Raw genomic sequence first — 23,326 nt, 5'->3', positions numbered from 1 at the left:
CAACGGCGCCCCGCAGTCGTTCGGTGATCGCCGTCTCGATGCTGTCGGACGGTCTCTTCCTTGGCCGGATAGAGTTGACGCCTCCGGCCAAAGGGGCGTCATATTTCCGATCGGGAACATCCGACCCATGCGAGAGTTGATTGTCGTCACGACACGCCACAGGAGGAATAAATGGCAACCGAGAAGACTCTGAACGACCTGTTTCTCGATACTCTCAAGGACATCTACTATGCCGAAAAGCAGATCCTGAAGGCTCTGCCGAAGATGGCCCGCGCCGCGCAATTGGAAGAGGGCAAAGCCGGTTTTCTGCAGCATCGCGACGAGACTCAGGCGCAGGTCGAACGCCTCGAACAGGTTTTCGAAATGATCGGCAAACCGGCACGCGGCAAGACCTGCGAGGCCATCCAGGGCATCATCGCCGAAGCCGAGGAGATCATGGACGAATTCAAGGGCACCGCTGCCCTCGATGCCGGCCTGATTTCGTCCGCCCAGTCCGTCGAGCATTACGAAATCGCCCGCTACGGCACGTTGATCGCATGGGCAAAGCAGCTCGGCCTCAAGGATGCCGTGCCGCTGCTGCAGGCTACGCTGGCGGAAGAAGAGGCAACCGACAAGAAGCTCACGCGGCTCGCCGAATCTTCAGCCAACATCAAGGGTAAGGGCAAGGCGGCCTAGCCGCTCAATGCGCCATGATCCTTCGCAACGGCCGGCGCCCCGGCGGCCGTGCGTTTGCCAGGATTGCACCTGAGATCAAAGACCAAGTTGCCAGATATTGGCGTTGAGCACATGTCCCTCTGGTGCGTCGAGCCGCATGGAATTTATCCCCTTAAACCCCGGCAGCCGCTTAGTGCCCGCCCAGCGGCCATCGTCACCGAAGACCTCGATGGAGCCTGCGTCGAGGAATATGCGGATGGTTGCCGGGCGTGCTCCGGCGGCGATATAACGGGGCGAGCTCTTGGCACCCGCTCCCGAAAAGAGAATGCTCAGTCCCTCGTCATTCAACTGTACCGCGACCGCCGCCTCGGGATGTTCGAATGCGAGATGGAAGGCGTTGCCCGCTTCCTCGAGCGTGAGGAGGATCTCGACAGAGCCGTTGGCGAGATTGACCGCACGGCCGTTCAGAAGGTCTTGAGAATCCAGCTGTCGCTGCCGCAGAGTTTCGACACCGGCGACCGGCGCCGTGATCAGCGCGCCGCCGTGCAATGCCAGCCGCCGCGGCAGCGTCATCGCCGTCGGCATATCGACCTCCTTTGAAACATCCGTCCAGTTCGCAAGCCATGCGATGCCGACCGGACCGGTCTTGTCGACGAAGGCCTGGAACGCGTAGGCGTCGGTGCCGAAGTCCAACTCCTGCTCGAACTCGACAGAAAAGCTGTGGCCATCGAAGCGGCCGACGGTGGCAAGCGTGATATTGCGCCGGCCCGTGGCCGGGTCGCGGCTGGTCAGAAGACCGAAGATAAGGGCCCAGCATGTCGCTGGGTCATTTGCGGCACCGTTGAGAGGCACCATGCAAGGGCATTCCGCCGCCGTCATGCCGAAGCGGTTCTCGCGGTGAAGAATGCCGAGGAAGGTCCATCCTGTCGCCGCAGCCGGGTCATCGGTTTCGTAGAGCAGGATGACGCCGCCCTCGCGGTCGCGCGTGCCCACGAGCATCTTCCATTTGTCGTCGGGGCCCGGGAAGACATAGGGATCGCGGAAGTCCTTCGTCAGACCGAGGCCCGCGGGCCGCGTGGGCAGGATCAGGCTTGCCGGTTCGACGTTGACAAGATCGCGGCTGATGGCTGTGAACTGAACCTGTTCCTCGGGTTCCCGGTCCTTCATGTGTTCGGTGAAGAAGATGCGAAAGCCGGCTTCATCGCCGGGAAGAGCGATCGCGGAGCCGGAAAATGCGCCGCCCAGCCCGTCGGCCCGGGCGGCGAGTTCGTCCGAAGGCGGAAGAAAGATCGGGAGATGCGTCCAGCGAAGGTAGTCCTCCGAGACCGCATGACCCCAATGCATGTTGTTCCAACGAAGGCTATGGGGATAGTGCTGATAGAAGAGGTGCACCTTGCCGCCGAAGCTTCCAAACCCATTGGGATCGTTCATCCAGCCGAAAGGCGGGCGGAAGTGATAGCCGCCGGTAATGTCGGGTGCGGCATTCGAAGGCCTGATATGCAGCAGCCGGATGCCCTCTTCGAGAACGCGGGGCTGAGAGAAGGCATAGACAAGCGAGACGCTCGTCGCAGCGGGATCGTAGGACAAGGCGGTATCTCCACCGCGCTCCAGCGTCAGCAGCCGAAACTCGAATTCATAGAGATTTGATGTTTCGACGGCACAGGCCGGATCGCCGTCGACTTGAGCGCTCAGCCTTCCCAGGGCGCCGCCACGCAAGGCCTTGATCCAGGCATGGATTGTGGTTCCCGCCGGCAGGACGGCGCTGATCGTCGCCCGCCCGCCTTCACCGGACGGAAATATCGCTTGGCTTGTCATCCTTCAACCTTTCACGGCAGAGCCGATAAAGGAACTCACGAACCAGCGTTGGAAAACGAGGTAGAGCCCCAGGATCGGGATCATCATCAAAACGGAGGCGGCCATTGCGCGATCCCAGTAGATGCTGTCCTGCCCGAAGAACGTGGCAATGGCGACGGCGATCGGCCGGGCATAATCCGTCTGCGTCACGAGGATCGGCCAGAGATACTGGTTCCAGGTCTCGATGCCCATCAGGATCGATACGGTGGCAAGGGCGGGCAGGCTGAGCGGCAGGAAAATGGAGCGATAGGCCCGGAAAAAGGAAGCGCCGTCCATCTCGGCGGCTTCCAGCAGCTCCTTCGGCAGTTGCGTGAAGAACTGGTAGAACAGGAAGATGTAGAGAGGGCTCGCGACCCACGGCACGATCTGCACCGCGAAAGTATCGGACATTCCCGCCCTGGATACCATGATCACGAGGGGCATGATGATGCTTTCCTGCGGGATCACATAGAGTGCGATCACCACCGACAGGATGACCGCCCGGCCCCTCAGCGACCCCCAGGCGAGGACGAAGCCGGCCATCGAGTTGACGACCAGGCCGGAGCAGACGGTGGTGACCAGGATGATCAGCGAGTTGATGAGGTAACGGCCGAAGGCGAGTTGGCCCGAGAGGTGGCCGACCTCCGCATAGTTGGAGAGCGTCGGATTCGAAACCCAGAAGGCGCGGAAACTGCCCATATCGGCCAGAATCTGGAACCGGTCGTCCTTGAGGCTGGCGACGACGAGCAGCAGCAATGGAGAGACGATCACCAATGCGATGATGAAGATGCAGACGGTCTGGACGGTGCGCAGGACCCTGGCGGCGGAGCGGGGTCGTGCGGTGCGGGCCTCAGGGATCGAGAGAGCGAGATCAGACATCGAAGCGCCTCAGGAGCTGGCGCTGGATCAGCGCGATGACGAGAACGATGACGAACAGGATGACCGAGACGGCGGAGGCATAACCCATCTTCTGCTCCTCGAAACCGGCCCGGACCATATAATGCACCACGGTTTCGGTGCTGCTCTTCGGCCCGCCCTGCGTGAGGATGGCGACCTGGGTATAGAGCTTGAACGCCTGGATGGTGGTGATGACAAGCACGAAGACATGGGTCGGCCGCAAGCCTGGCATCGTGACGTGCCAGAAACGCCGGAAGGCGTTCGCACCGTCGATCTTGGCGGCATCGTAGAGTTCGTCGGGAATGCCCTGGAGACCGGCGAGGTAGACGATCATCTGGAAACCGTAGGCCTGCCAGGCCGAGAGCAGGACGAGCGAGAACATCGCCCATTGGGGATCGCCGAGCCAGTCGATCGGCTGGATCGCGCCGCCCGAGAGGAAGCCAAGGATCTGGTTGAACGGCCCCGTCGGATATTGGAACAGGGTGCCCCAGATGACGCAGACCACGACCATGGAAGTAATCGCCGGCAGGAAGAACATGCCGCGCAGCAGATTGCGCAACGGCAGCTTCTGATGAAGCAGCAGCGCGGTCGCGAAAGCGAGGCCGCACTGCGCCGGGATGATCCAGAAGGTGAAGCGCGAGACGTTCCAGAGGGCGGTCCAGAACAGATCGTCCTGGAAGATGCGGAGGAAATTGTTGAACCAGACGAAGCGGACCGGCGTCGGGCGCGGCACCAGGGGCTGGTTGGTCATCGCCGTCCAGAAGGACAGGAAGAACGGCACGATCAGAAACACTGTCAAAAGGATCACGGCCGGCGCGAGCATCGCCGTTTCCTGCATCAGTCGTCCCGTGTCATGCCGGCGCGCCGGAGCCTTTCGGACGGATGATGACGATGTTGCTTGTTGCATGGTCATTGGCTCCTCCTCTCCAGCCGGATGCCGGTGTTCGCCCTGCAATATCAGGCGGGGACTTGCAGGGCGATCACGTCTATTACTCTTCGCCAAACGGCGGATAGCCGTCATTGTCCTCGATATCCTGGTCGATCTTCTCGGCGGCCGCTGTCAGCGCCTCCTTCGGATCGCCGCCATTGAACACCTCGTCGACCGCCTGCATGAAGGCGGCGGTGATCGTGGGGTAGGCTGGGTGCGGCGGGCGGGCGACGGCCGTCTTCGATGCCTGTTCGAAGGCGATCGCCATCGGGCCGCCGGGAGCATAGAGCGGAGATTCGGCGGCGAAGCTCTTCAGACCGGGATAGCCGGACTGGCTTGCGACGAAGGCCCTGTATTCCTTGTCCTTCAGCAGGAAACTTATGAATTTGCCTGCGATTTCGGGATGCGCCGACGTCTTGGTGACCGCCCAGATCCAGGTGCCGTCAGGGCTGGCACCCTTGGCGCCGAACTTCGGAAGCGGCAGCACGACGATATTGTCCTTCATGGTCGCAGCAGCCTCGGCATAGACCCAGTGTCCGCCGAGCGCCAGCGCGGCCGGATTGCCTTCGACGAAGAACTGGTTGGTTCCGGCCGACTGCGGCACGACCCAGCCGTTCTTAACCCATTTCTGCATCATCGCAAGCGCATCGACGCAGGCGTCGCTATCAAGCGTGCCCTCGGATTTCCAGGCCTTGCGGTCGATGAGATCGCAGCCGGCCGATTGCAGGATTGGGCCATAGGCATAGGTGATCCATTCGGTCTTGATGCCGTAGCCGCGGAAGGTGTCGATCGGCCACTTCACGCCGTCGAGCTTGGAAAGCTTCTCCAGGTAGGTTTCGAACTCCTCCCGCGTCCAGGCGTCGTCGACCGATTTCGGGATGCGGGCGCCGATCGCTTCGAGATATTGCTTGTTGCCGTAGAGAACGACCGAGGAGTCGGTCAGGCCGATTGCGTAGAGGTCCTTGTCGATCGGGTATGTGCCCTGGGCGATGTTGGACTCCGTCATGTCGTCGACGACATCCTTGTCGATCAGCGGCTTGATCGGCTGAAGATAGCCCGACCAGACGTAATTGGCGAGGAACGGCGCATCGAGCTCCATCACATCGGGCAGCTGCTTGGACATGACGGCGGCGCTGAACTTCTCGTTATAGGCATCGTGCGGCGCATAGATGAACTGCACGTCGACACCGGGATTTGTGGCCTCGAAGCGCTCGGCGACCTTTCCGTAGGCGGCGACGAAACCGGGATCGCCCTGATGCATGACCTGTATTGCGGTCTTCTCCGCTGCCTGCGCCCCTATGGCTGACAGTGCCGAGGACATGACCAGAGTCCAAAGTAAACGTTTACCCATTAGAATTCCTCCTCCATTTGAATGGGCCTATTTCAATTATACGGATGCCCGCTCCACCAGCTGGAACGGCAGTTTCTGCACCCCGACCGGGGCGCGGTCTTCGGCAAGCAGGATTTGGGCGGCCTGGCGGCCCATGGCGCGATGGGGGAGCGCCATGGTGGTCAGTGGTGGATCGAGACGCGAGGCGATCTCGACCTGGTTGTCGAAACTCGCAACGGCGACGTCGTCGGGAATGGCCGCGCCTGCCCGGCGCAGCGCGGCATAGACCTCCATGGCCACCCGGTCATTGCCGCACAGGATGGCATCGGGGCGCCGGGGACCGATCATCAGCTCCTGCACATGCGCGGAGACAAGGCTGTGGGCGCGGTCGCTGTAGATCGCCTTGCTGACGGCAGGCAGGACGATGGCGCCGGCTCCGTCGATGCCGGCGTGCTCGAGCGCCTGCCGGAACCCGAGTTCCCGCAGTTCGCCGGCGAGCAGCCCGGGCAGGTTGATGAAGGCGATGTTGCGACGGCCGGCATCGATGAGATAATTGGTAATCTCGATCGCCGCCCCGGATTCATCGGGCACCAGCGAGGTCACGCGGTCATTGGCGTCCCGGCAGTTGATCATCACGCCGACCGCATCGGCAAATTCGGGCGGCAGGTCGACGCTCTTGTGATACATGGCGGCATAGGCAATCGCCCGCGGGCGAAAGCGGCGCATCTCGTCGAGGATCGAGGCGATGCTCCGGTGGCCGCCGAGCGTCATGGCGAACACGGCCATGTCGGCCGCGCGCACGGCGCCGTCGAGCCCCCTGATGATCTCGGTGGCGAAGGGCGAGGTGATCAGATCGTCGGCGACGAGACCGACGAGCGGCATCCAGCCCTGCCGCATGCTGCGCGCGGCGAAGTTGGTGACATAGCCGAGCTCCTCGGCGATCTCCTTGATCCGCTGCCGGGTTTCCTCAGACATGCGCGCCGAACCACCATGCAAGGCGCCCGAAACGGTCTTGACGGAAACGCCGGCGCGGGCGGCTATGTCGTTGAGGGAAGCTGTCACTGGATTCGCTTTGGGTTATCGATTACCCACATCGGTACCAATCCCCTCTCGATGAGTCAAGCGGATGAAATCTCCCTGCCCTGCTCAATCGATTTCCTCAGGAATGAAGCCGCCGGTCTGGCGCCTCCACAGCCGGGCAAACAGCCCGTCCCGTTCGACCAGTTCTTCCGGCCGGCCTTCTTCCACGATGCGTCCGTGATCGAGCACGACGATTCGGTCCATCCTGGCAATCGTCGAGAGGCGGTGGGCGATGGCGATCACAGTCTTTCCGTCCATGACGAGATTCAGCCTTTCCTGGATGGCGGCTTCGGATTCGCTATCGAGGGCGGAGGTCGCCTCGTCGAGAACCAGGATCGGCGCGTCCTTCAACAGCACGCGAGCGATGGCGACACGCTGGCGCTGGCCGCCTGACAGTTTGATGCCGCGGTCGCCGACGAAGGCGTCATAACCCTTGCGGCCTTCGCTGTCTGTGAGATCAGCGATGAAGGCATCGGCGCTCGCCATCTTCGTCACCCTTTCGATTTCTTCCTGCGTCGCTCCTGGCCGGCCGTAGCGGATATTGTCACCGACCGAACGGTGCAGCAGGGCAACATCCTGGGCTATGACGCCGATCGCGCGGCGAAGGCTTGCCTGCGTCACCGCGCGGATATCCTGCCCGTCGATCAGGATCGCGCCGCCCGTGAGGTCGTAAAACCGCAGGAGCAGGTTTGCGAGGGTCGTCTTGCCGGCGCCGGAGAGGCCGACGAGGCCCACTTTCTCACCGGCCCGGACCGTCAGCGACAGTTTGTCGATGACGGGTTTGCCTGACTTGTAGGCGAAACGGACGTTTTCGAAACGGATTTCGCCCTGTTGTACCGTAAGTTCGGTCGCACCCGGCCGGTCGGTGATGGTGGGCGGCGTCGTCATGACGGGCATGGCGTCCTTGATCGTGCCGATCGCCTGGAAGATCTGCTGACCCATCTGCATGAAGACGTAGATCTGCGTCGACAGCCGGTTGAGAATATAGACCGCGCCGACGAACTCGCCGACCGTGAGGAAGCCTCTGACGAGACCTGAAAATCCGATCGCCAGCATGGTCAACCACAAGAGCGTGTTGAGGATGACGACGGTCACTTCCGACGAGCGGTAGATGCGCTGCTCGGCATGCTGCGTGTGCACGGCCTTTCGGATAATGCGGCGGATGGCGCCCGCCTCGCTGTCTTCGGCGGCAAACTGCTTGATCATCTGCATGTTGGTATAGAGATCGGTGATGGCGCCGGCGACGAGGCTGCGCTGCTTGGCGGTGCGGCGCGAGCGCTCGACGAAGATCGGCACGATCCTCGCGGTGAAGGCGACGTTGAGCACGATCCAGACGACCACAGGCAAAGCGAGCTGCCAGGCGAGCGCGCTGAGCAAAATCACCGAGCCCACCAGCTGCATCAGGAAGCGGGGAATGGACTGGAAGCCGGCGAGAATCTGCTGCTGGACGGCGGAGGAGACCTGCTGCAGCCGCGAGGAAACCTGGCCGGCATAAAGATCATGGAAGAAGGCAATATCCTGCCGCTCCACGGCCTTATGGCCCTGCCACTGGATGGCGGCCGGCATGGCGATGCGCAATGTATGCGAGTTCAGCGTATTGAGCACGAAGGATACGATCGGCATCACGGGAAAGATCAGTAGTCCGAGAACGGTCAGCAGCGGCCATTCGCTGCGCAGGAAGGCGGCAGCACCCTGCTGCGTAACGCCGTCGACGATGACCGAGAGCCCCCAGACGATCGTCAGGTTTATCACCTCGAACACCATGGAGCAAAGCGCCAGCGCAATCAGCACGCCGCGAAACATTGAGATGAAATGCAGCAGCACCGTCACCGGCCCCTTCGACGGCAGCGGCCGGTAAGGAATGTCGAGCGGCCTGATCAGGGTTTCGAAGGGACGGTAGATCGCATCTGAAATCGACATGGGCCGCTCGGTCAAATGTTGCGCAGGCGGAGGATAGGATCACCTTGGAACTGCGATCTCAACTAGAATTTTGGTGAATGTAGGTAACGGGAGGCTGCAGAAAGGTGGGTCTGAAATCGAGGATGCCCAAACTACGCGGGAACCGCGCAGGTTGGAGGCCGGAGCCTGGAAGGACGCGCTCCGACGCTGCTACTTGCATTCATCGGGTGTCGGCCACCACCCCGCCGTCGAGGCCCCTTCGGGGCACCTCGGGATGAGGCTCTCCCGAAGCCGAACCCCGCCGAAGCGGGGTTCCTTGTACATGGCAAGCCGGTCAGTTGTTATGCGCTGCGCAGGCCTCGTCCATCGGGGTGGCGTTGCTCGTGCCGCCCTGCGTCTGGAGATTGGCGGAGTTATTGACCGGATTCGGGCACTTGGTCTTGTCGGTCTTCATCGTGCCGCTGGTGGTTGAGCCGGTCGTGGTGGTATCGGTGGCCATCGGCTTCTTGGCTTTCATGTCGCCGCTCGCGCCGCCGCCCTGATCGGCCTGGTTCTTGTCGATCGTGGCGCCGGCCGGGGCCGGGTTGGACTGGGCGAAAGCGGATGTCGCCATGCCGAGCGCGAAGAGCGAAGCTGCTACGAGTTTCATACGCATCCTGAGATCCTCCTTGGGATGTTGCGTGATTAGCTCATCCACAACCTCGTCACGACGTCATTGTTCCGCAGCTGCTGACGACAAATTACGCCGCATCCCCGGACTGATCATCGTCTGGTGCGGGCTACTTGGTATAAAGCGCCCGCGACCTTTCGAGATGCTTCAGGAGCGCCATCTCCGAGCCGTCGACATCGTTGGCCTCGAGGCGGTCGACGATTTCGTCGTGTTCGGCAAGCGTGAACTTTTCCTTGCCGGTCCAGATCAGCATTTCGGTGTGATATTCCTTCAGCCAGGCAAGCATCGCCTCACTGACGGCGACATAGATCGGGTTGCCTGAAATCTGGGCGATGCGGGTGTGGAATTCCATGTCGGCGTCGATGAACTCTTCGGCCCGCCCGAGCGAGGCGCGCTGACGCTCGATGATGTCCCTGAGATCGCTGATATCGGTTGCCGAGGCGCGCTGCGCGGCTTCGCGGGCCATGCCGCGCTCGAAGAAGATGCGGGCGCTCTTCAGATGTTCGAGCGAGTCGGCCGATTGCGACAGCATGATCTTGGCGGTGAGATCGACCTGGCGGAAGATCGATTTCGCCGTCAGCCGCAAGACCTTCGCGCGCTCGCCGTGCGAGATGCTGACGAGACCCTTGTTGGCGAGCGATTGCATGGCTTCACGGATCGCCGGCCGGCCGACGCCGAAGCGCTCCATCAGCACCCGCTCGGAGGGCATTTCGTCACCGGGCTGAAGCTCGCCTGAGGTGATCATCCGCTCGAGTCGATCAAACACTTCGTCGGAGAGTTTCCGGCGGACGATTTGTTCGATGGGCTGGGTCATGAGATCTCGCTGGCTCAAAATGCTTCCTCCTAACAGTTTTCCGTGCCGAGAACAAAGCTCGCGGCTGAAAATTTGCGCCGCCGAAGATTCCGCTTTTCAACAGTTGGAGTACTCATTATACCAGATCACGAGTTGGCGCCATGACAATCTCCATGGCGAGAGGAGCAGCCGGCCGTTTCATGATGATAACCCTGACCTACCGCATCGAAACGCCCGGCAGCGTCGAGACGATGGCGGACAAGATCGCCAGCGACCAGTCGACCGGAACCTTCGTGCCGGTTCCCGGCGAGACGGAAGAGCTGAAATCGCGCGTCGCCGCCCGGGTTTTGGCGATCCGCCCGCTCGAGAATGCGCGCCATCCGACCTGGCCCGAGTCCGCGCCCGACACGCTGCTCCACCGCGCCGACGTCGACATTGCCTTCCCTCTGGAGGCGATCGGCACAGATCTCTCGGCGCTGATGACCATCGCGATCGGCGGCGTCTATTCGATCAAGGGCATGACCGGCATCCGCATCGTCGACATGAAGCTGCCCGAAGCTTTCCGGAGCGCCCATCCCGGGCCGCAATTCGGCATAGCGGGCAGCCGCCGCCTCACCGGCGTCGAGGGCCGCCCGATCATCGGCACGATCGTCAAGCCGGCACTGGGGCTGAGGCCGCACGAGACGGCGGAACTCGTCGGCGAATTGATTGGGTCGGGCGTCGACTTCATCAAGGACGATGAGAAGCTGATGAGCCCGGCCTATTCGCCGCTCAAGGAGCGCGTCGCCGCGATCATGCCGCGCATTCTCGATCACGAGCAGAAGACCGGCAAGAAGGTCATGTATGCCTTCGGCATCTCGCATGCCGATCCCGACGAGATGATGCGCAACCACGATATCGTCGCTGCGGCCGGCGGCAATTGCGCCGTCGTCAATATCAATTCGATCGGCTTCGGCGGCATGAGCTTCCTGCGCAAGCGCTCCAGCCTGGTGCTGCATGCGCATCGCAACGGCTGGGATGTGCTGACGCGCGATCCGGGCGCCGGCATGGATTTCAAGGTCTATCAGCAGTTCTGGCGGCTGCTCGGCGTCGACCAGTTCCAGATCAACGGCATCAGAATCAAATATTGGGAGCCGGACGAGAGCTTCGTCTCTTCCTTCAAGGCCGTCAGCACGCCGCTCTTCGATGCCGCCGATTGCCCGCTTCCGGTCGCGGGCTCCGGCCAGTGGGGCGGGCAGGCGCCGGAGACCTACGAGCGCACCGGCCGCACCATCGATCTTCTCTATCTCTGCGGCGGCGGCATCGTCAGCCATCCCGGCGGTCCTGCTGCCGGCGTGCGCGCCGTGCAGCAGGCCTGGCAGGCGGCGGTCGCCGGCATTCCGCTGGAGGTCTATGCCAAGGATCATCCGGAGCTTGCCGCCTCGATTGCCAAATTCAGCGACGGCAAGGGCGCGTGACGGCGATGGATGGAGTTCTCGTCAGCTATTACGGGGATGATTTCACCGGCTCCACCGACGTCATGGAGGCGCTCGCCTCGAACGGCGTCGAGACCGTGCTCTTCCTCGACCTTCCCAGGCCGGAGCTGCTTGCCCGTTTCAGCCACTGCCGCGCCATCGGCATTGCCGGAACGAGCCGCAGCGAGACGCCGGCATGGATGGAGGAGCACCTTGCGCCGGCCTTCGACTGGCTGAAATCGCTCGGCGCTTCGATCTGCCATTACAAGGTCTGCTCGACGTTCGATTCCAGCCCCGGCATCGGCAATATTGGCAAGGCGATCGAGATCGGCCGCACGAGTTTCGGGCAATCGATCGTGCCTGTCATCGTCGGCGCGCCGCAATTGAAGCGCTACACCGCTTTCGGCAATCTTTTCGCCGCCTATCAGGGCCGCGTCTTCCGCATTGACCGCCATCCCGTGATGAGCCGCCATCCCGTCACGCCGATGGATGAGGCGGATCTTGCGCTGCACCTGTCGAAGCAGACCTCGCTTCCCGTGCTGCTTGCCGATCTCGTCGCAATCACCGCGGCCGATGCCGACCGGCGGATCGACGAGCTGGCGTCCCATCCGGACGGCATTCTGCTTCTCGATGTCGACTCCGAGGCGACGCAGGCGGCAGCCGGGCGACAGATGCTGCGTGTCGCCGCCCGCTCGGGAGGCTTCGTCGCCGGCTCCTCGGGGGTCGAATACGCCCTGCTCAACGCCTGGCGGCAGGCCGGCGCGATTGGCGGGGGCAGCGCCGAATTTCCCGATATCGGCCCGGTCGAGCGGCTTGCCGTCGTCTCCGGCAGCGTCTCGCCGACGACCGAGCGCCAGATCCGCAAGGCCGTCGAAAATGGCTTCGAAAGCATCGCACTCGATCCGCTTGCACTGGTCTCGAATGGAGAGGCTGCGGTGGATGCGGCGGTGCACGCGGGCATCCGGACGCTGAAGGAAGGCCGGAGCGTCATCCTCCATACGGCGCTCGGCCCATCCGCTGACCGCGGCGCCGATATCGACCGGCTTCCCGGCGCTCGCCACCAGCTCGGCAGCGCGCTCGGCACGATCCTGCGCAGGCTGATCGAGCAGGAAGCACTGCCGCGCGCGGTCGTCGCCGGCGGCGATACGTCGAGCCACGCGCTGCGGCAATTGAAGATCGACGCGCTGACGACATTGCTGCCGCTGCCGCAGACGCCGGGCTCGCCGCTTTGCCTTGCGCATGGCGACTACCAGCCGACCAACGGTCTGCAGATCGCGCTGAAGGGCGGGCAGGTCGGCACGGATGGCTATTTCGCGCAGATCCGCGACGGGAGGAAGAACTGAGATGGTCGTCTGGGTCGGCACCAGCTTCAAGATGAACAAGACGCTTGAGGAAGCGCTCGCCTTCGCGCGCCGCCTCGCCGATGCGGATCTTGAACGCGATCCCCGCGTGCAGCGCTTCGTCATCCCCTCCTTCACGGCGGTGCGCGAGGTCAAGCGTGTACTGACCGAAAGCTCGGTGAAGGTTGGCGCGCAGAACATGCATTGGGAGGATGCCGGCGCCTGGACCGGCGAGATTTCGCCGCTGATGCTGAAGGACTGCCGGCTCGATCTCGTCGAGCTCGGCCATTCCGAGCGGCGCGAACATTTCGGCGAGACCGACGAGACCGTCGGCCTCAAGGCTGCCGCCGCGATCCGCCACGGCCTGACGCCGCTGATCTGCATCGGCGAGACCCTGCAGGAACGCAACGAGGGCCGGGCCGACGCCGTGCTGCGGCGGCAGGTCGAGGCCGCCCTGCGGGGTGTCGACACCGAGGCCGGGGAGGCTCCGATCCTGCTTGCCTACGAGCCGGTCTGGGCGATCGGCGTCAACGGCATTCCGGCGACGGCCGATTATGCCTCCGAGCGGCACAGAGGGATCGCCGAAGTGGCGAAATCCATTCTCGGCCGCCCGGTGCCGGTTCTCTACGGCGGCAGCGTCAATCCCGGCAATTGCGAGGAACTGATCGGCCAGCCCGATATCGACGGCCTGTTCATCGGCCGCTCCGCCTGGTCCGTCGAAGGCTATCTCGACATTCTCGCCCGCGTCAGCGCGGCGATCGACCGCTCATCTCCACGCCAGACGGCGAGTGAAAGGAAACTGCCATGAAGATCGCAATTGGCGCCGACAGCGCCGGCAAACCGCTCCTGGATGTCATTGCCGCCCATCTCGCCGGCAAGGCGGATCTCGAAGTGCACGATCTCAGCCAGTCCGGCTTTTATGCCGATCTCTCCCAGCGCTTGGCGCAGACGATCGTCGACGGCGAGCATGAGCGCGGCATTCTTTTCTGCGGCACCGGCATCGGCGTGTGCATCTCCGCCAACAAGGTGCCGGGCATTCGCGCCGCCCTTACCCACGACACCTATTCGGCTGAACGCGCGGCGAAGTCGAACAACGCCCAAATCATCACTATGGGCGCCCGCGTCATCGGACCGGAACTGGCAAAATCGATCGTCGACGTCTGGCTCGCCTCCGAATTCGACCCCGATGGTCCATCGGCCGGCAACGTGCAGGCGATCGATCGGCTCGATGCAGAAAAACACGGGGCTTAAGCGCCGAACTGCTGATATGGTGATTGACTCATCATACCAGTTTATGATCCTATCCAGAACTGAAAAGGTGAGGAAAACATGACCAAGATTGCTCTCTTCGGCGCCGGCGGCAAAATGGGATACCGGCTTGCCAAAAATCTCAAAGGCTCGCGCTTCGAAGTGCGCCATGTCGAGGTGAGCGATGCCGGGAAGGCCCGCCTGAAGAACGATCTCGGCCTCGATTGCGTGCCTGTCGATCCCGCGCTCGACGGGGCCGAGGTCGTCATCCTCGCCGTGCCGGATACGGCGATCGGCAAGGTCGCGGCCGGCATCGTCGACAAGCTCGCGCCCCGCACCATGGTGGTGGCGCTCGATGCTGCCGCTCCCTTCGCCGGCCATTTGCCGAAGCGTGACGACCTCACCTATTTCGTCACCCATCCCTGCCATCCGCCGATCTTTAACGACGAGACGGACATGCAGGCCAAGAAGGATCATTTCGGCGGCCTTTTCGCCAAACAGCACATCGTCTCGGCGCTGATGCAGGGTCCCGAAAGCGCCTATGCGCTCGGCGAGGAAATCGCCAAGGTCATCTGGGCGCCGGTCATGCGTTCGCACCGGGTTACGGTCGATCAGCTCGCCATGCTCGAGCCCGGCCTTTCCGAAACCGTTTGCGCCTCGCTGCTCGTCATCATGCGCCAGGCCATGGACGAATGCGTGGCGCGCGGCGTGCCGGAACAGGCGGCTCGCGATTTCCTGCTCGGCCACATGAACGTGCTCGGCGCGGTCATCTTCAAGGAGGTCGACGGTGTCTTCTCGGATGCCTGCAACAAGGCGATCGAGTTCGGCATCCCGGCGTTGATGCGCGACGATTGGAAGAAAGTTTTCGAACCGCAGGAGATCGCCGAAAGCATCCGGCGCATCACCTGAACCAGCTTGGGGAGGCAAGCCCTCCCCTCTACCGCCCCGGGAGACGGGGCACCGCTCCGAGGAGAACGGGGCGTCATTCACCACCGGGAGGAAAGAATGAAACTGACACGCAGACTGACACTCGCAGCTTTTGCCAGCGCATTGGCGCTCGGCACGGCCATGCCGGCTTTTGCGGCCGATCTCATCGCCATCATCACGCCGGCGCATGACAATCCCTTCTTTAAGGCCGAGGCCGTCGGCGCCGAGGCCAAGGCGAAGGAGCTCGGCTACGAGACCCTCGTCATGACCCATGACGACGACGCCAACAAGCAGTCGGAAATGATCGATACGGCGATCGGGCGCGGCGCCAAGGCGATCATCCTCGACAATGCGGGCGCGGACGCTTCCGTCGCCGCCGTCAAGAAGGCCAAGGATGCAGGCATCCCCTCCTTCCTGATCGACCGCGAGATCAACGCGACCGGCGTCGCCGTCGCCCAGATCGTCTCGAACAACTATCAGGGCGCGCAGCTCGGCGCGCAGGAATTCGTCAAGCTGATGGGCGAGAAGGGCAATTATGTCGAGCTGGTCGGCAAGGAGTCCGACACCAATGCCGGCATCCGCTCGCAGGGCTATCACGACGTCATCGACGATTATCCCGAGATGAAGTCGGTCGCCAAGCAGTCGGCCAACTGGAGCCAGACGGAAGCCTATTCGAAGATGGAAACCATCCTTCAGGCCAATCCCGATATCAAGGGCGTCATTTCAGGCAATGACACCATGGCGATGGGCGCGATCGCAGCGCTGCAGGCCGCGGGCCGCAAGGACGTGATCGTCGTCGGTTTCGACGGCTCCAATGATGTCCGCGACTCCATCAAGTCGGGCGGCATCAAGGCGACCGTGCTGCAGCCGGCCTATGCGCAGGCGCAGCTCGCCGTGGAACAGGCTGACGCCTACATCAAGAACAAGACGACGCCGAAGGAAGAGAAGCAGCTGATGGACTGCGTTCTCATCAATGCCGACAATGCCGGCAAGCTCGAAACCTTCGCCCTGACGAACTGATCAGCCCCAATTGCGGAGGGTGCAATGTTGCGCCCTCCGCAATGCATTTTGCGAGACGCCGAGGTTCACCCGCATGTTGAGAATGAAGGGCGCATTGTTGGCTGCCGTCCTGGCGGCGGCCCTGCCCGGTTGCAAGATCATCAAGACGCCGACCGCGGAGGAGAAGGCGGCGGCCGCGGCCAAGACCGCTTTCGATCCGAATGCCAAGGTCGAGGCGATCTGGCAGCCTCAGGTCGTGCCCTATTTCGAAAAGCGCGCCGGCGAGCTGAAGGACGTCATGCAGCTCGTTTCGACGAGCCCCGATGCCGCGGGCGAAAAATACGGCAATCCACGCAAGCAGAGCAGCTCGCCCTGGACCTATGCGGTGAAGATCACCGGCACGGTCGTCGCGGCCGACACGGCCTCGCGCGCGGCGACGCTCGATGTCGATGCCGATGGCGACGGCAAGGCCGATGCGAAGGTGCAGATAGGCCCGGCGCTGCGCGGCACGGCGCTGCGCGACACGCTCGATTTCGTCAATTTCAACGAGTTCAAGAACCAGATCGAATGGGCGCAGTTCGGCAAGGCGTTCAACGAGAAGGCCAATGCCGCCTTCCTCTCCGCCGCCCCGCGCGACGGTCTCATCGGCAAGACGGTGAGCGTGACCGGCGCCTTCCCGCTGCCGAGAAGCGGCGAGCTGCCGCTCGTGACACCTTCGGAACTGAAGGTAGGATCATGACGGCGGCAGACGCACATCAGGACGATATCATCCTCCGTCTCGACGACGTGTCGAAGGTCTATTCCGGCATCGTCGCCGTCAAGCGCGCCAATCTGGAGCTGCGCCGCGGCGCGGTCAATGTTCTGGTCGGCGAAAACGGCGCCGGCAAATCGACGCTGATGAAGATCATCGCCGGTGTCGAGCGCCCGACGCACGGCCGCATCATTCTGGACGGCAAGCCGGTTAACTTCGACAGCCCGGCCGACGCGCAGGCGAACGGCATCGGCATGATCTTCCAGGAGCTCAATCTCTTCGCCAACATGTCGGTCGCCGAAAACATCTTCACCAGGCGCGAGATCACCCGCGGCCTGCTCGGCATCGACCACAAGGCGCAGGTCGCGAAAGCCAATGAATTCCTGCGGCGTCTCGATGCCGGCATCGGGGCGGACACGATGGTCGAGGACCTGCCGATCGGCCAGCAGCAGTTGGTGGAGATCGCCAAAGCGATGTCGCTTAATGCCCGCATCCTGATCATGGACGAGCCGACCTCGGCGCTGTCGGCGGCCGAAGTCGAGATCCTGTTCAAGGTGATCACCGAGCTGAAGGCGCAGGGCGTGGCGATCGTCTACATCTCGCACCGGCTGGAGGAGTTGATGCGGATCGGCGATTACATCACCGTGCTGCGCGACGGCCAGATCACCGGCCATGCCATGGTGCGCGACATCGACACGCGCTGGATCGTCCGTTCGATGATCGGCTCGGACGCCAAGGATTTCGCCAAATCCGTCACCCATTCCGTCGGCGAGGAAGTCTTCCGCGCCGAAAACATCAGCCTTCCCCGGCCGACCGGCGGGCTTGCGGTCAACGACGTTTCCCTGTCGGTCAAGGCAGGCGAGATCCTCGGCATCTACGGCCTGATGGGCGCCGGGCGCAGCGAATTCTTCGAATGCGTGATCGGGCGGCACACGCATTCGACCGGCAAGATCTTCATCGACGGCAGGCAAGTACGCGCCCGCGACACCACCCGGCGCATCCGCCGCGGCCTGGCGCTGATCCCAGAAGACCGGCAGCGCGAGGGGCTGGTGCAGGTGCTCTCCATCGCCTCCAACCTGACGCTCGCAAGCCTGTCGCGCTTCACCCGGCTCTTCCACATCGACAGCGGCGCGGAAAAGAATGCCATTCAGGACGCGATCCGCGATCTTTCCATCAAGGCGCCGAACCCGGATTTCGAGGTCACCTCGATGTCCGGCGGCAACCAGCAGAAGGTCGTCATCGGTAAGGCGCTGATGACCAATCCGAAGGTGCTGCTGATGGACGAGCCGAGCCGCGGCATCGATGTCGGCGCCAAGGCCGACGTCTTCCGCACCATGCGCCGGCTGGCGGCAAATGGGCTCGCCATTCTGTTTTCGACCTCCGACCTCGAAGAGGTCATGGCGCTATCAGACCGCATCGCGGTCTTGAGCAATGGCCAGCTCGTCGCCGTCTTCAACAGGGACGAAGCGACGGAAGACGCCATTATCGCGGCCTCGGCCAAGGGACACGGACATCAAGGGAAACTCGCGTCATGATGGCGGCTACTTCAACTCTTGCGCCGAAGGGCGCCAACGGCTCGGCGCTCCTGACGCTGATGAAGCTCAGGACGTTCATCGCCCTCTTCGCTGTCATCATCTTCTTTGCGCTCTTCGCGCCGAACTTCACCTCGACGGCGAACATGATCCTGATGTCGAAGCATGTGGCGCTGAACGCCTTCCTCGCCATGGGCATGACCTTCGTCATCATCACCGGCGGCATCGACCTTTCAGTCGGCTCGATCGTCGGGCTCTGCGGCATGGTCGCCGGCGGGCTGATCCTCTACGGCATCGAGCTGCCGATCGGCTACACCATCTATTTCAACCTATTTGAGATCGTGCTGATCACGCTGTCGATCGGCCTTGTTATCGGCCTCGTCAACGGTCTCCTGATCACCAAGCTCAACGTCGCGCCCTTCATCGCCACGCTCGGGACGCTCTATATCGCCCGCGGCCTGGCGCTGCTGTCGTCGGATGGACAGACCTTTCCGAACCTCGTCGGCCGGCCGGAATATGCCACCACCGGATTCGATTTCTTCGGCGCGGGACGCATTCTCGGCCTGCCGGTGTCGATCTGGATCCTGATCGTACTGGCGCTCGCAGCCGCCTATGTCGCCCGCTCGACGCCGATCGGCCGCCACATCTTTGCCGTCGGCGGCAATGAGCGGGCGGCGCGCATGTCCGGCATTCGCGTCGATGTCGTGAAAATCTTCGTCTATATGTTTTCCGGCCTTTGCGCGGCAATCGTCGGCGTCGTCATCTCCTCGGAGCTGATGGCCGCCCATCCGGCGACTGGCGAAAGCTTCGAGCTCAACGCGATCGCCGCAGCCGTGCTCGGCGGCACCTCGATGTCGGGCGGGCGCGGCACGATCGGCGGCACGATCATCGGCGCCTTTGTCATCGGCATTCTCTCCGACGGGCTTGTCATGATGGGCGTTTCCTCCTTCTGGCAGATGGTCATCAAGGGCCTCGTGATCATCATCGCCGTGGTCGTCGACCAGGCGCAGCGCCGCCTGCAGCAGCGCGTCACCCTAATGCAGATGGCAAAGGCAGGTTGAAATGACCGGATTGAAAGGCGCGTTGATCGGCTGCGGCTTCTTTGCGATCAACCAGATGCATGCCTGGAAGGATGTCGACGGCGCCGGCATCGTCGCGATCTGCGACCGCGATCCCGAGCGGCTGAAGATTGTCGGAGACCAGTTCGGCATCGTGCGGCGCTACAGCGATGCCGAGGCGATGTTTGCCGATGGCGGCTTCGATTTCGTCGATATCGCCACGACGGTTCAGAGCCACCGCGCTCTCGTGGAAATGGCAGCGCGAAACAAGGTGCCGGCCATCTGCCAAAAGCCTTTCGCCAAGACGCTGGCGGATGCGAGGGCGATGGTCGAGGCCTGCCGGGCTGCCGGCGTGGCGCTGATGGTGCACGAGAATTTCCGCTGGCAGACGCCGATACAGGCGGTGCGCAAGGCGCTCGATGCCGGCGCCATCGGCACGCCCTTCTGGGGCCGCTTTTCCTTCCGCTCGGGTTATGACGTCTTCTCCGGCCAACCCTACCTCGCCGAAGGCGAGCGTTTCATCATCGAGGATCTCGGCATCCATACGCTCGATATCGCCCGCTATATCCTCGGCGACGTCAGCGGGTTGACGGCCCGCACCAAGCGGGTCAATCCCAGGATCAGGGGCGAGGATGTCGCGACCATCCTTCTCGATCATGAGAACGGCGCCACCTCGGTCGTCGACGTCAGCTACGCCACCAGGCTACCGAAAGAACCCTTCCCCGAGACGCTGATCGAACTCGACGGCTCCGAAGGCACGATCCGGCTGACCCAGGGCTACGGCCTGGAGATCACCAACGGCAGGGGCACGACCAGGATGGATGTTGCGCCGAAGCTGCTGTCCTGGGCCTCGCGGCCCTGGCACAACATCCAGGAGAGCGTCTTCGCGATAGAGCAGCATTGGGTCGACCAACTCAAGCGCGGCGCGGAGCACTCGACCTCGGGCGCCGACAATCTGAAGACCTTCGCACTCGTCGAGGCGGCCTACGACAGCGCGGCACAAGGCCGAACGATCGATGTTCGGGCGATGCTGCGATGACCGCCGATGCGTTCCAGCTCTACGGTACTCGCGTTGAGGAAAGGCCGACGGTTCGCCTGACGGCGGGAAAGCTAACGGCCGATCTCGCCGATGGCAATCTCCGCACGATCCGCTACGACGGCGTCGAGGTGCTGCGGGCGATTTCCTATCTCGTCCGCGACCGGGACTGGGGCACTTATAGTCCTGAGATCGCGGGCCTCAGGATTGAGCAGGGTAAGGATCGTTTTGAGGTTAGCTATCGGGCTCGCTGCGAGGGACCTGATGAGACGGCGCTCGTGATCGGGGTCCGCATCAGCGGCGATCAGGACCGGCTCGATTTCGAGGCCGAAGCTACCTCACGGACCGGCTTCGATACCAACCGCTGCGGCTTCTGCATCCTGCATCCGATCGTCGGTGTTGCCGGTTCGCCGGCAGCGGTCGAACATGTCGACGGACAGATCGAGGCGACGCGTTTTCCGGATCTCATCGAGCCCTGGCAGCCGATCAAGGACATGCGCGCCATCACCCATCAGGTCATGCCTGATGTGAGCGCGGAATGCCGGATGGAGGGCGACACCTTCGAAATGGAGGACCAGCGCAACTGGTCCGATGCCTCCTACAAGACCTATGTCAGGCCGCTCGCTTTGCCCTGGCCTTACCAGATCCCGGCGAACCAGCCTGTCCGGCAGAAGACGTCGCTCATCATCAGCGATACCAGCCGCTCCGTCACGCCGCCGGTCGCCGCGCAGAGCGGAGTCACACGACTCGAATTCGGCGCGCGAACCGGCACAATGCCCGGTATCGGTGTGATCGTGACGCCCGAGGAGGCCGATGCGACGCTGACGGCTAGGTCCCTCCTGACGGAGATCGCGCTTCGCGAGCTTCTCTTTCATTTCGATCCCGACGCCGGGCATGGCGCCGACGCATTGGAAAACTTCGCCGCGATCGCCGCTCTCCATCCCGGCCGCTCGACGCTGGAGATCGCGCTTCCCTGCAAATCGTCGCCGGCGGGCGAGGCGGCCGAGATCGCGCGGCAGATGCAGATTGCGGGCTTCAAGCCGGATGCGATCTTGATCTCGCCTTCCGTCGACCGGCAATCGACGCCGCCCGGCAGCAAATGGCCGGACTGCCCTCCCCTCGAAGAGGTCTATGCCGCGGCCCGCGCCGCCTTTCCCGGCATTCGCATCGGCGGCGGTATGCTGAGCTATTTCACCGAGCTCAACCGCAAGCGCGTGCCGGCAGGCGAGATCGATTTCGTCAGCCATTGCACCAACCCAATCGTGCATGCCGCCGACGATCTCAGCGTCATGCAGACATTGGAGGCGCTGCCCTTCATCACGCGCTCCGTCCGGGCGATCTACGACGACAAGCCCTATCGCATCGGTCCCTCGACGATCCCGATGCGGCAAAATCCCTATGGCAGCCGCACGATGGACAATCCGTTCGGCGGACGCATTCCGATGGCGAACCGCGATCCCCGCCACAACGGCCGTTTCGCCGAGGCCTTCGCGCTCGGCTATGCGATCCGGGTGCTGGATGCCGGTCTCGAATGCCTGACACTTTCGGCGCTGACCGGTCCTTTCGGCCTGATCGCCGGTCCCGATGAACCGGTCGAACGAGGCGGGCGGCGGCCGCTCTTCAACACGGTGCAGACCTTGTCGGCGCTCGCGGGTGCATCCTGGCAGGAATGCCTCTCGTCCTCGCCCTCCGAAGTGCTGTCTTTCGTCGCAAGGGACGCCGCTGGCGCCAAGCTCTACGTGGTCAATCTCACAGGCGAAGAGCGAAGGGTGGATGGGGGCGCACTCGCCGAAGAGCTGCGGCTCGCGCCCTTCGCGACGGCCGCCTTGCCGCTGGCGGATTGACCTCTGGCCCGCCCGTCGCAGTGGGAGCTCGTTCTGGGGAGGATAGGCGTGAAGACGAAGAAGCTAATCAATGCAGGCGCGGATGCCGTCGATGAGATGCTGCAAGGGGTTCTCGCGGCACATCCCGAGCACCTCTATGCCGTGGACGACGTGCCGCGCGCCATCATTGCCAGGAACGGACCGCGCAAGGGCAAGGTCGGGCTGGTGATCGGCGGCGGCTCCGGGCATGAGCCGACATTCCTCGGCTATGTCGGCAAGGGGCTCGCCGATGCCGCCGCGATCGGCAATGTCTTCGCCTCGCCGCCGCCCGATCCGATCATGGCCTGCGCCAAGGCCGTCGATGGCGGCGTCGGGGTGCTCTTCATGTACGGCAATTATGCCGGCGACGTGATGAATTTCGACATGGCGGCGGACATGCTGGCGCTCGACGACATCACGGTGCGTACCGTGCTGACCACCGACGATGTCGCGTCCGCCCCGGCCGATCAGACGGACAGGCGGCGCGGCGTGGCGGGCAATGTCTTCATCTTCAAGGCCGCCGGTGCTGCCTGCGATCTTCTCTATTCCTTCAATGAGGTCGAGCGCGCGGCCCGCCATGCCAATGCGCGCACCTATACGATGGGTGTTGCGCTCTCGCCCTGCTCGCTGCCCCAGACCTTGAAACCGAACTTCCAGATCGGCGAGGAGGAGATGGAGATCGGCATGGGCATCCACGGCGAGCCCGGCGTGGCGCGCGGGCCGCTGAAGACGGCCGATGCCGTGACCGACGAACTGATGGACAATCTTCTCAGGGAGATGAAGGCCGAGCGTGGCGATCGTGTCGCCGTGCTTGTTAATTCGCTGGGCTCGACGCCGATGATGGAACTCTACATCATGATGCGGCGCGTCAAGGCGCGGCTCGACGAGGCCGGGCTCGTCATCCACACATCGCTCGTCGGCAATTACTGCACCTCGCTCGAAATGGCGGGCGCGTCCATCACGCTGATGCATCTCGACGACGAGCTTCAGCGGCTGATCGATCATCCCTGCGATTGCGCCATGTTCAGGAGGTGA

General features: G+C 63.1%; 21 protein-coding genes. 13 read left to right on the top strand and 8 right to left on the bottom strand.

Features of this window, described 5'->3' with window-relative positions; translation table 11 throughout:
* Positions 1 to 171 precede the first annotated feature (171 nt).
* Positions 172 to 675: a YciE/YciF ferroxidase family protein gene (locus tag RHE_RS26675; protein WP_011428362.1), complete on the top strand. Its 504-nt coding sequence runs from the start codon at positions 172 to 174 to the stop codon at positions 673 to 675.
* A gap of 75 nt (positions 676 to 750) precedes the next feature.
* Here the strand turns inward: RHE_RS26675 and RHE_RS26670 are convergent, their stop codons facing one another.
* From RHE_RS26670 to RHE_RS26635, 8 genes are all read right to left on the bottom strand, one after another.
* Entirely contained in the window at positions 751 to 2,469 is a 1,719-nt protein-coding gene (locus RHE_RS26670; protein WP_011428361.1) for a GH32 C-terminal domain-containing protein, read from the bottom strand.
* 3 nt (positions 2,470 to 2,472) lie between these two features.
* Positions 2,473 to 3,366: a carbohydrate ABC transporter permease gene (locus tag RHE_RS26665; protein ID WP_011428360.1), complete on the bottom strand. Its 894-nt coding sequence runs from the start codon at positions 3,364 to 3,366 to the stop codon at positions 2,473 to 2,475.
* Complete coding sequence (locus RHE_RS26660) at positions 3,359 to 4,297, bottom strand: carbohydrate ABC transporter permease (protein WP_011428359.1); 939 nt, start codon at positions 4,295 to 4,297, stop codon at positions 3,359 to 3,361. The genes RHE_RS26665 and RHE_RS26660 overlap by 8 nt, the downstream gene beginning before the upstream one ends.
* Positions 4,298 to 4,373: 76 nt before the next feature.
* Positions 4,374 to 5,663 carry an ABC transporter substrate-binding protein gene (locus RHE_RS26655; RefSeq protein ID WP_011428358.1) on the bottom strand — a complete coding sequence of 430 codons (1,290 nt, stop codon included), beginning with the start codon at positions 5,661 to 5,663 and terminating at the stop codon, positions 4,374 to 4,376.
* A 36-nt stretch (positions 5,664 to 5,699) separates the two neighbouring features.
* The gene (locus RHE_RS26650; protein ID WP_042119948.1) at positions 5,700 to 6,704 is read right to left on the bottom strand and encodes a LacI family DNA-binding transcriptional regulator; all 1,005 of its coding nucleotides are present in this window, start codon (positions 6,702 to 6,704) and stop codon (positions 5,700 to 5,702) included.
* Between the two features lie 84 nt (positions 6,705 to 6,788).
* Positions 6,789 to 8,642, bottom strand: coding sequence for an ABC transporter ATP-binding protein (locus RHE_RS26645; protein ID WP_042119947.1), 1,854 nt, complete (start codon positions 8,640 to 8,642; stop codon positions 6,789 to 6,791).
* Between the two features lie 313 nt (positions 8,643 to 8,955).
* A complete protein-coding gene (locus tag RHE_RS26640) occupies positions 8,956 to 9,276 on the bottom strand; it encodes a hypothetical protein (RefSeq protein WP_011428355.1) in 321 nt (106 codons plus the stop codon).
* A gap of 124 nt (positions 9,277 to 9,400) precedes the next feature.
* Positions 9,401 to 10,105, bottom strand: a complete 705-nt coding sequence (locus RHE_RS26635) for a transcriptional regulator NanR (RefSeq protein WP_011428354.1) — start codon at positions 10,103 to 10,105, stop codon at positions 9,401 to 9,403.
* A gap of 140 nt (positions 10,106 to 10,245) precedes the next feature.
* On the opposite strand from RHE_RS26635, the gene oiaX reads away from it, so the two are divergent.
* From oiaX to RHE_RS26575, 12 genes are all read left to right on the top strand, one after another.
* Positions 10,246 to 11,541 (top strand): 3-oxo-isoapionate-4-phosphate decarboxylase OiaX, encoded by a 1,296-nt coding sequence (gene oiaX / locus RHE_RS26630; protein WP_244425832.1) that lies wholly within the window; start codon positions 10,246 to 10,248, stop codon positions 11,539 to 11,541.
* A gap of 5 nt (positions 11,542 to 11,546) precedes the next feature.
* The gene (locus RHE_RS26625; RefSeq protein WP_011428352.1) at positions 11,547 to 12,881 is read left to right on the top strand and encodes a four-carbon acid sugar kinase family protein; all 1,335 of its coding nucleotides are present in this window, start codon (positions 11,547 to 11,549) and stop codon (positions 12,879 to 12,881) included.
* Position 12,882: 1 nt separating this feature from the next.
* Entirely contained in the window at positions 12,883 to 13,686 is an 804-nt protein-coding gene (locus RHE_RS26620) for a triose-phosphate isomerase (protein ID WP_011428351.1), read from the top strand.
* The gene (gene derI, locus RHE_RS26615) at positions 13,683 to 14,129 is read left to right on the top strand and encodes a D-erythrulose-4-phosphate isomerase (protein WP_009997599.1); all 447 of its coding nucleotides are present in this window, start codon (positions 13,683 to 13,685) and stop codon (positions 14,127 to 14,129) included. The genes RHE_RS26620 and derI overlap by 4 nt, the downstream gene beginning before the upstream one ends.
* Before the next feature lie 78 nt (positions 14,130 to 14,207).
* Positions 14,208 to 15,035 carry a phosphogluconate dehydrogenase C-terminal domain-containing protein gene (locus RHE_RS26610; RefSeq protein WP_011428350.1) on the top strand — a complete coding sequence of 276 codons (828 nt, stop codon included), beginning with the start codon at positions 14,208 to 14,210 and terminating at the stop codon, positions 15,033 to 15,035.
* 96 nt (positions 15,036 to 15,131) lie between these two features.
* The gene (locus RHE_RS26605; RefSeq protein ID WP_011428349.1) at positions 15,132 to 16,073 is read left to right on the top strand and encodes a D-ribose ABC transporter substrate-binding protein; all 942 of its coding nucleotides are present in this window, start codon (positions 15,132 to 15,134) and stop codon (positions 16,071 to 16,073) included.
* Positions 16,074 to 16,146: 73 nt separating this feature from the next.
* On the top strand, positions 16,147 to 16,791 hold the full coding sequence (locus RHE_RS26600; protein WP_042119944.1) for a DUF2291 family protein: 645 nt from the start codon (positions 16,147 to 16,149) through the stop codon (positions 16,789 to 16,791).
* Complete coding sequence (locus RHE_RS26595) at positions 16,788 to 18,338, top strand: sugar ABC transporter ATP-binding protein (RefSeq protein WP_011428347.1); 1,551 nt, start codon at positions 16,788 to 16,790, stop codon at positions 18,336 to 18,338. The genes RHE_RS26600 and RHE_RS26595 overlap by 4 nt, the downstream gene beginning before the upstream one ends.
* On the top strand, positions 18,335 to 19,396 hold the full coding sequence (locus RHE_RS26590) for an ABC transporter permease (RefSeq protein WP_042119942.1): 1,062 nt from the start codon (positions 18,335 to 18,337) through the stop codon (positions 19,394 to 19,396). Before RHE_RS26595 ends, RHE_RS26590 begins: the two co-directional genes overlap by 4 nt.
* 1 nt (position 19,397) lies before the next feature.
* Positions 19,398 to 20,432, top strand: a complete 1,035-nt coding sequence (locus RHE_RS26585) for a Gfo/Idh/MocA family protein (RefSeq protein WP_011428345.1) — start codon at positions 19,398 to 19,400, stop codon at positions 20,430 to 20,432.
* Complete coding sequence (apnL, locus tag RHE_RS26580) at positions 20,429 to 22,273, top strand: D-apionate lactonase (protein WP_011428344.1); 1,845 nt, start codon at positions 20,429 to 20,431, stop codon at positions 22,271 to 22,273. Before RHE_RS26585 ends, apnL begins: the two co-directional genes overlap by 4 nt.
* 48 nt (positions 22,274 to 22,321) lie before the next feature.
* Complete coding sequence (locus RHE_RS26575) at positions 22,322 to 23,326, top strand: dihydroxyacetone kinase subunit DhaK (RefSeq protein WP_020919087.1); 1,005 nt, start codon at positions 22,322 to 22,324, stop codon at positions 23,324 to 23,326.

Origin of the sequence: Rhizobium etli CFN 42 (genome assembly GCF_000092045.1) — a bacterium.
Lineage (GTDB): Bacteria > Pseudomonadota > Alphaproteobacteria > Rhizobiales > Rhizobiaceae > Rhizobium > Rhizobium etli.
This window is presented reverse-complemented; position numbering and strand designations above follow the sequence as displayed.

Coding starts and splice junctions, on each gene's coding strand:
- RHE_RS26640 (WP_011428355.1), bottom strand. CDS start 9,276: ATGCGTATGAAACTCGTAGCAGCTTCGCTCTTCGCGCTCGGCATGGCG.
- RHE_RS26670 (WP_011428361.1), bottom strand. CDS start 2,469: ATGACAAGCCAAGCGATATTTCCGTCCGGTGAAGGCGGGCGGGCGACG.
- RHE_RS26645 (WP_042119947.1), bottom strand. CDS start 8,642: ATGTCGATTTCAGATGCGATCTACCGTCCCTTCGAAACCCTGATCAGG.
- apnL (WP_011428344.1), top strand. CDS start 20,429: ATGACCGCCGATGCGTTCCAGCTCTACGGTACTCGCGTTGAGGAAAGG.
- RHE_RS26590 (WP_042119942.1), top strand. CDS start 18,335: ATGATGGCGGCTACTTCAACTCTTGCGCCGAAGGGCGCCAACGGCTCG.
- RHE_RS26675 (WP_011428362.1), top strand. CDS start 172: ATGGCAACCGAGAAGACTCTGAACGACCTGTTTCTCGATACTCTCAAG.
- RHE_RS26600 (WP_042119944.1), top strand. CDS start 16,147: ATGTTGAGAATGAAGGGCGCATTGTTGGCTGCCGTCCTGGCGGCGGCC.
- RHE_RS26635 (WP_011428354.1), bottom strand. CDS start 10,105: ATGACCCAGCCCATCGAACAAATCGTCCGCCGGAAACTCTCCGACGAA.
- derI (WP_009997599.1), top strand. CDS start 13,683: ATGAAGATCGCAATTGGCGCCGACAGCGCCGGCAAACCGCTCCTGGAT.
- RHE_RS26610 (WP_011428350.1), top strand. CDS start 14,208: ATGACCAAGATTGCTCTCTTCGGCGCCGGCGGCAAAATGGGATACCGG.
- RHE_RS26585 (WP_011428345.1), top strand. CDS start 19,398: ATGACCGGATTGAAAGGCGCGTTGATCGGCTGCGGCTTCTTTGCGATC.
- RHE_RS26665 (WP_011428360.1), bottom strand. CDS start 3,366: ATGTCTGATCTCGCTCTCTCGATCCCTGAGGCCCGCACCGCACGACCC.
- RHE_RS26620 (WP_011428351.1), top strand. CDS start 12,883: ATGGTCGTCTGGGTCGGCACCAGCTTCAAGATGAACAAGACGCTTGAG.
- oiaX (WP_244425832.1), top strand. CDS start 10,246: ATGACAATCTCCATGGCGAGAGGAGCAGCCGGCCGTTTCATGATGATA.
- RHE_RS26660 (WP_011428359.1), bottom strand. CDS start 4,297: ATGACCATGCAACAAGCAACATCGTCATCATCCGTCCGAAAGGCTCCG.
- RHE_RS26595 (WP_011428347.1), top strand. CDS start 16,788: ATGACGGCGGCAGACGCACATCAGGACGATATCATCCTCCGTCTCGAC.
- RHE_RS26605 (WP_011428349.1), top strand. CDS start 15,132: ATGAAACTGACACGCAGACTGACACTCGCAGCTTTTGCCAGCGCATTG.
- RHE_RS26625 (WP_011428352.1), top strand. CDS start 11,547: ATGGATGGAGTTCTCGTCAGCTATTACGGGGATGATTTCACCGGCTCC.
- RHE_RS26655 (WP_011428358.1), bottom strand. CDS start 5,663: ATGGGTAAACGTTTACTTTGGACTCTGGTCATGTCCTCGGCACTGTCA.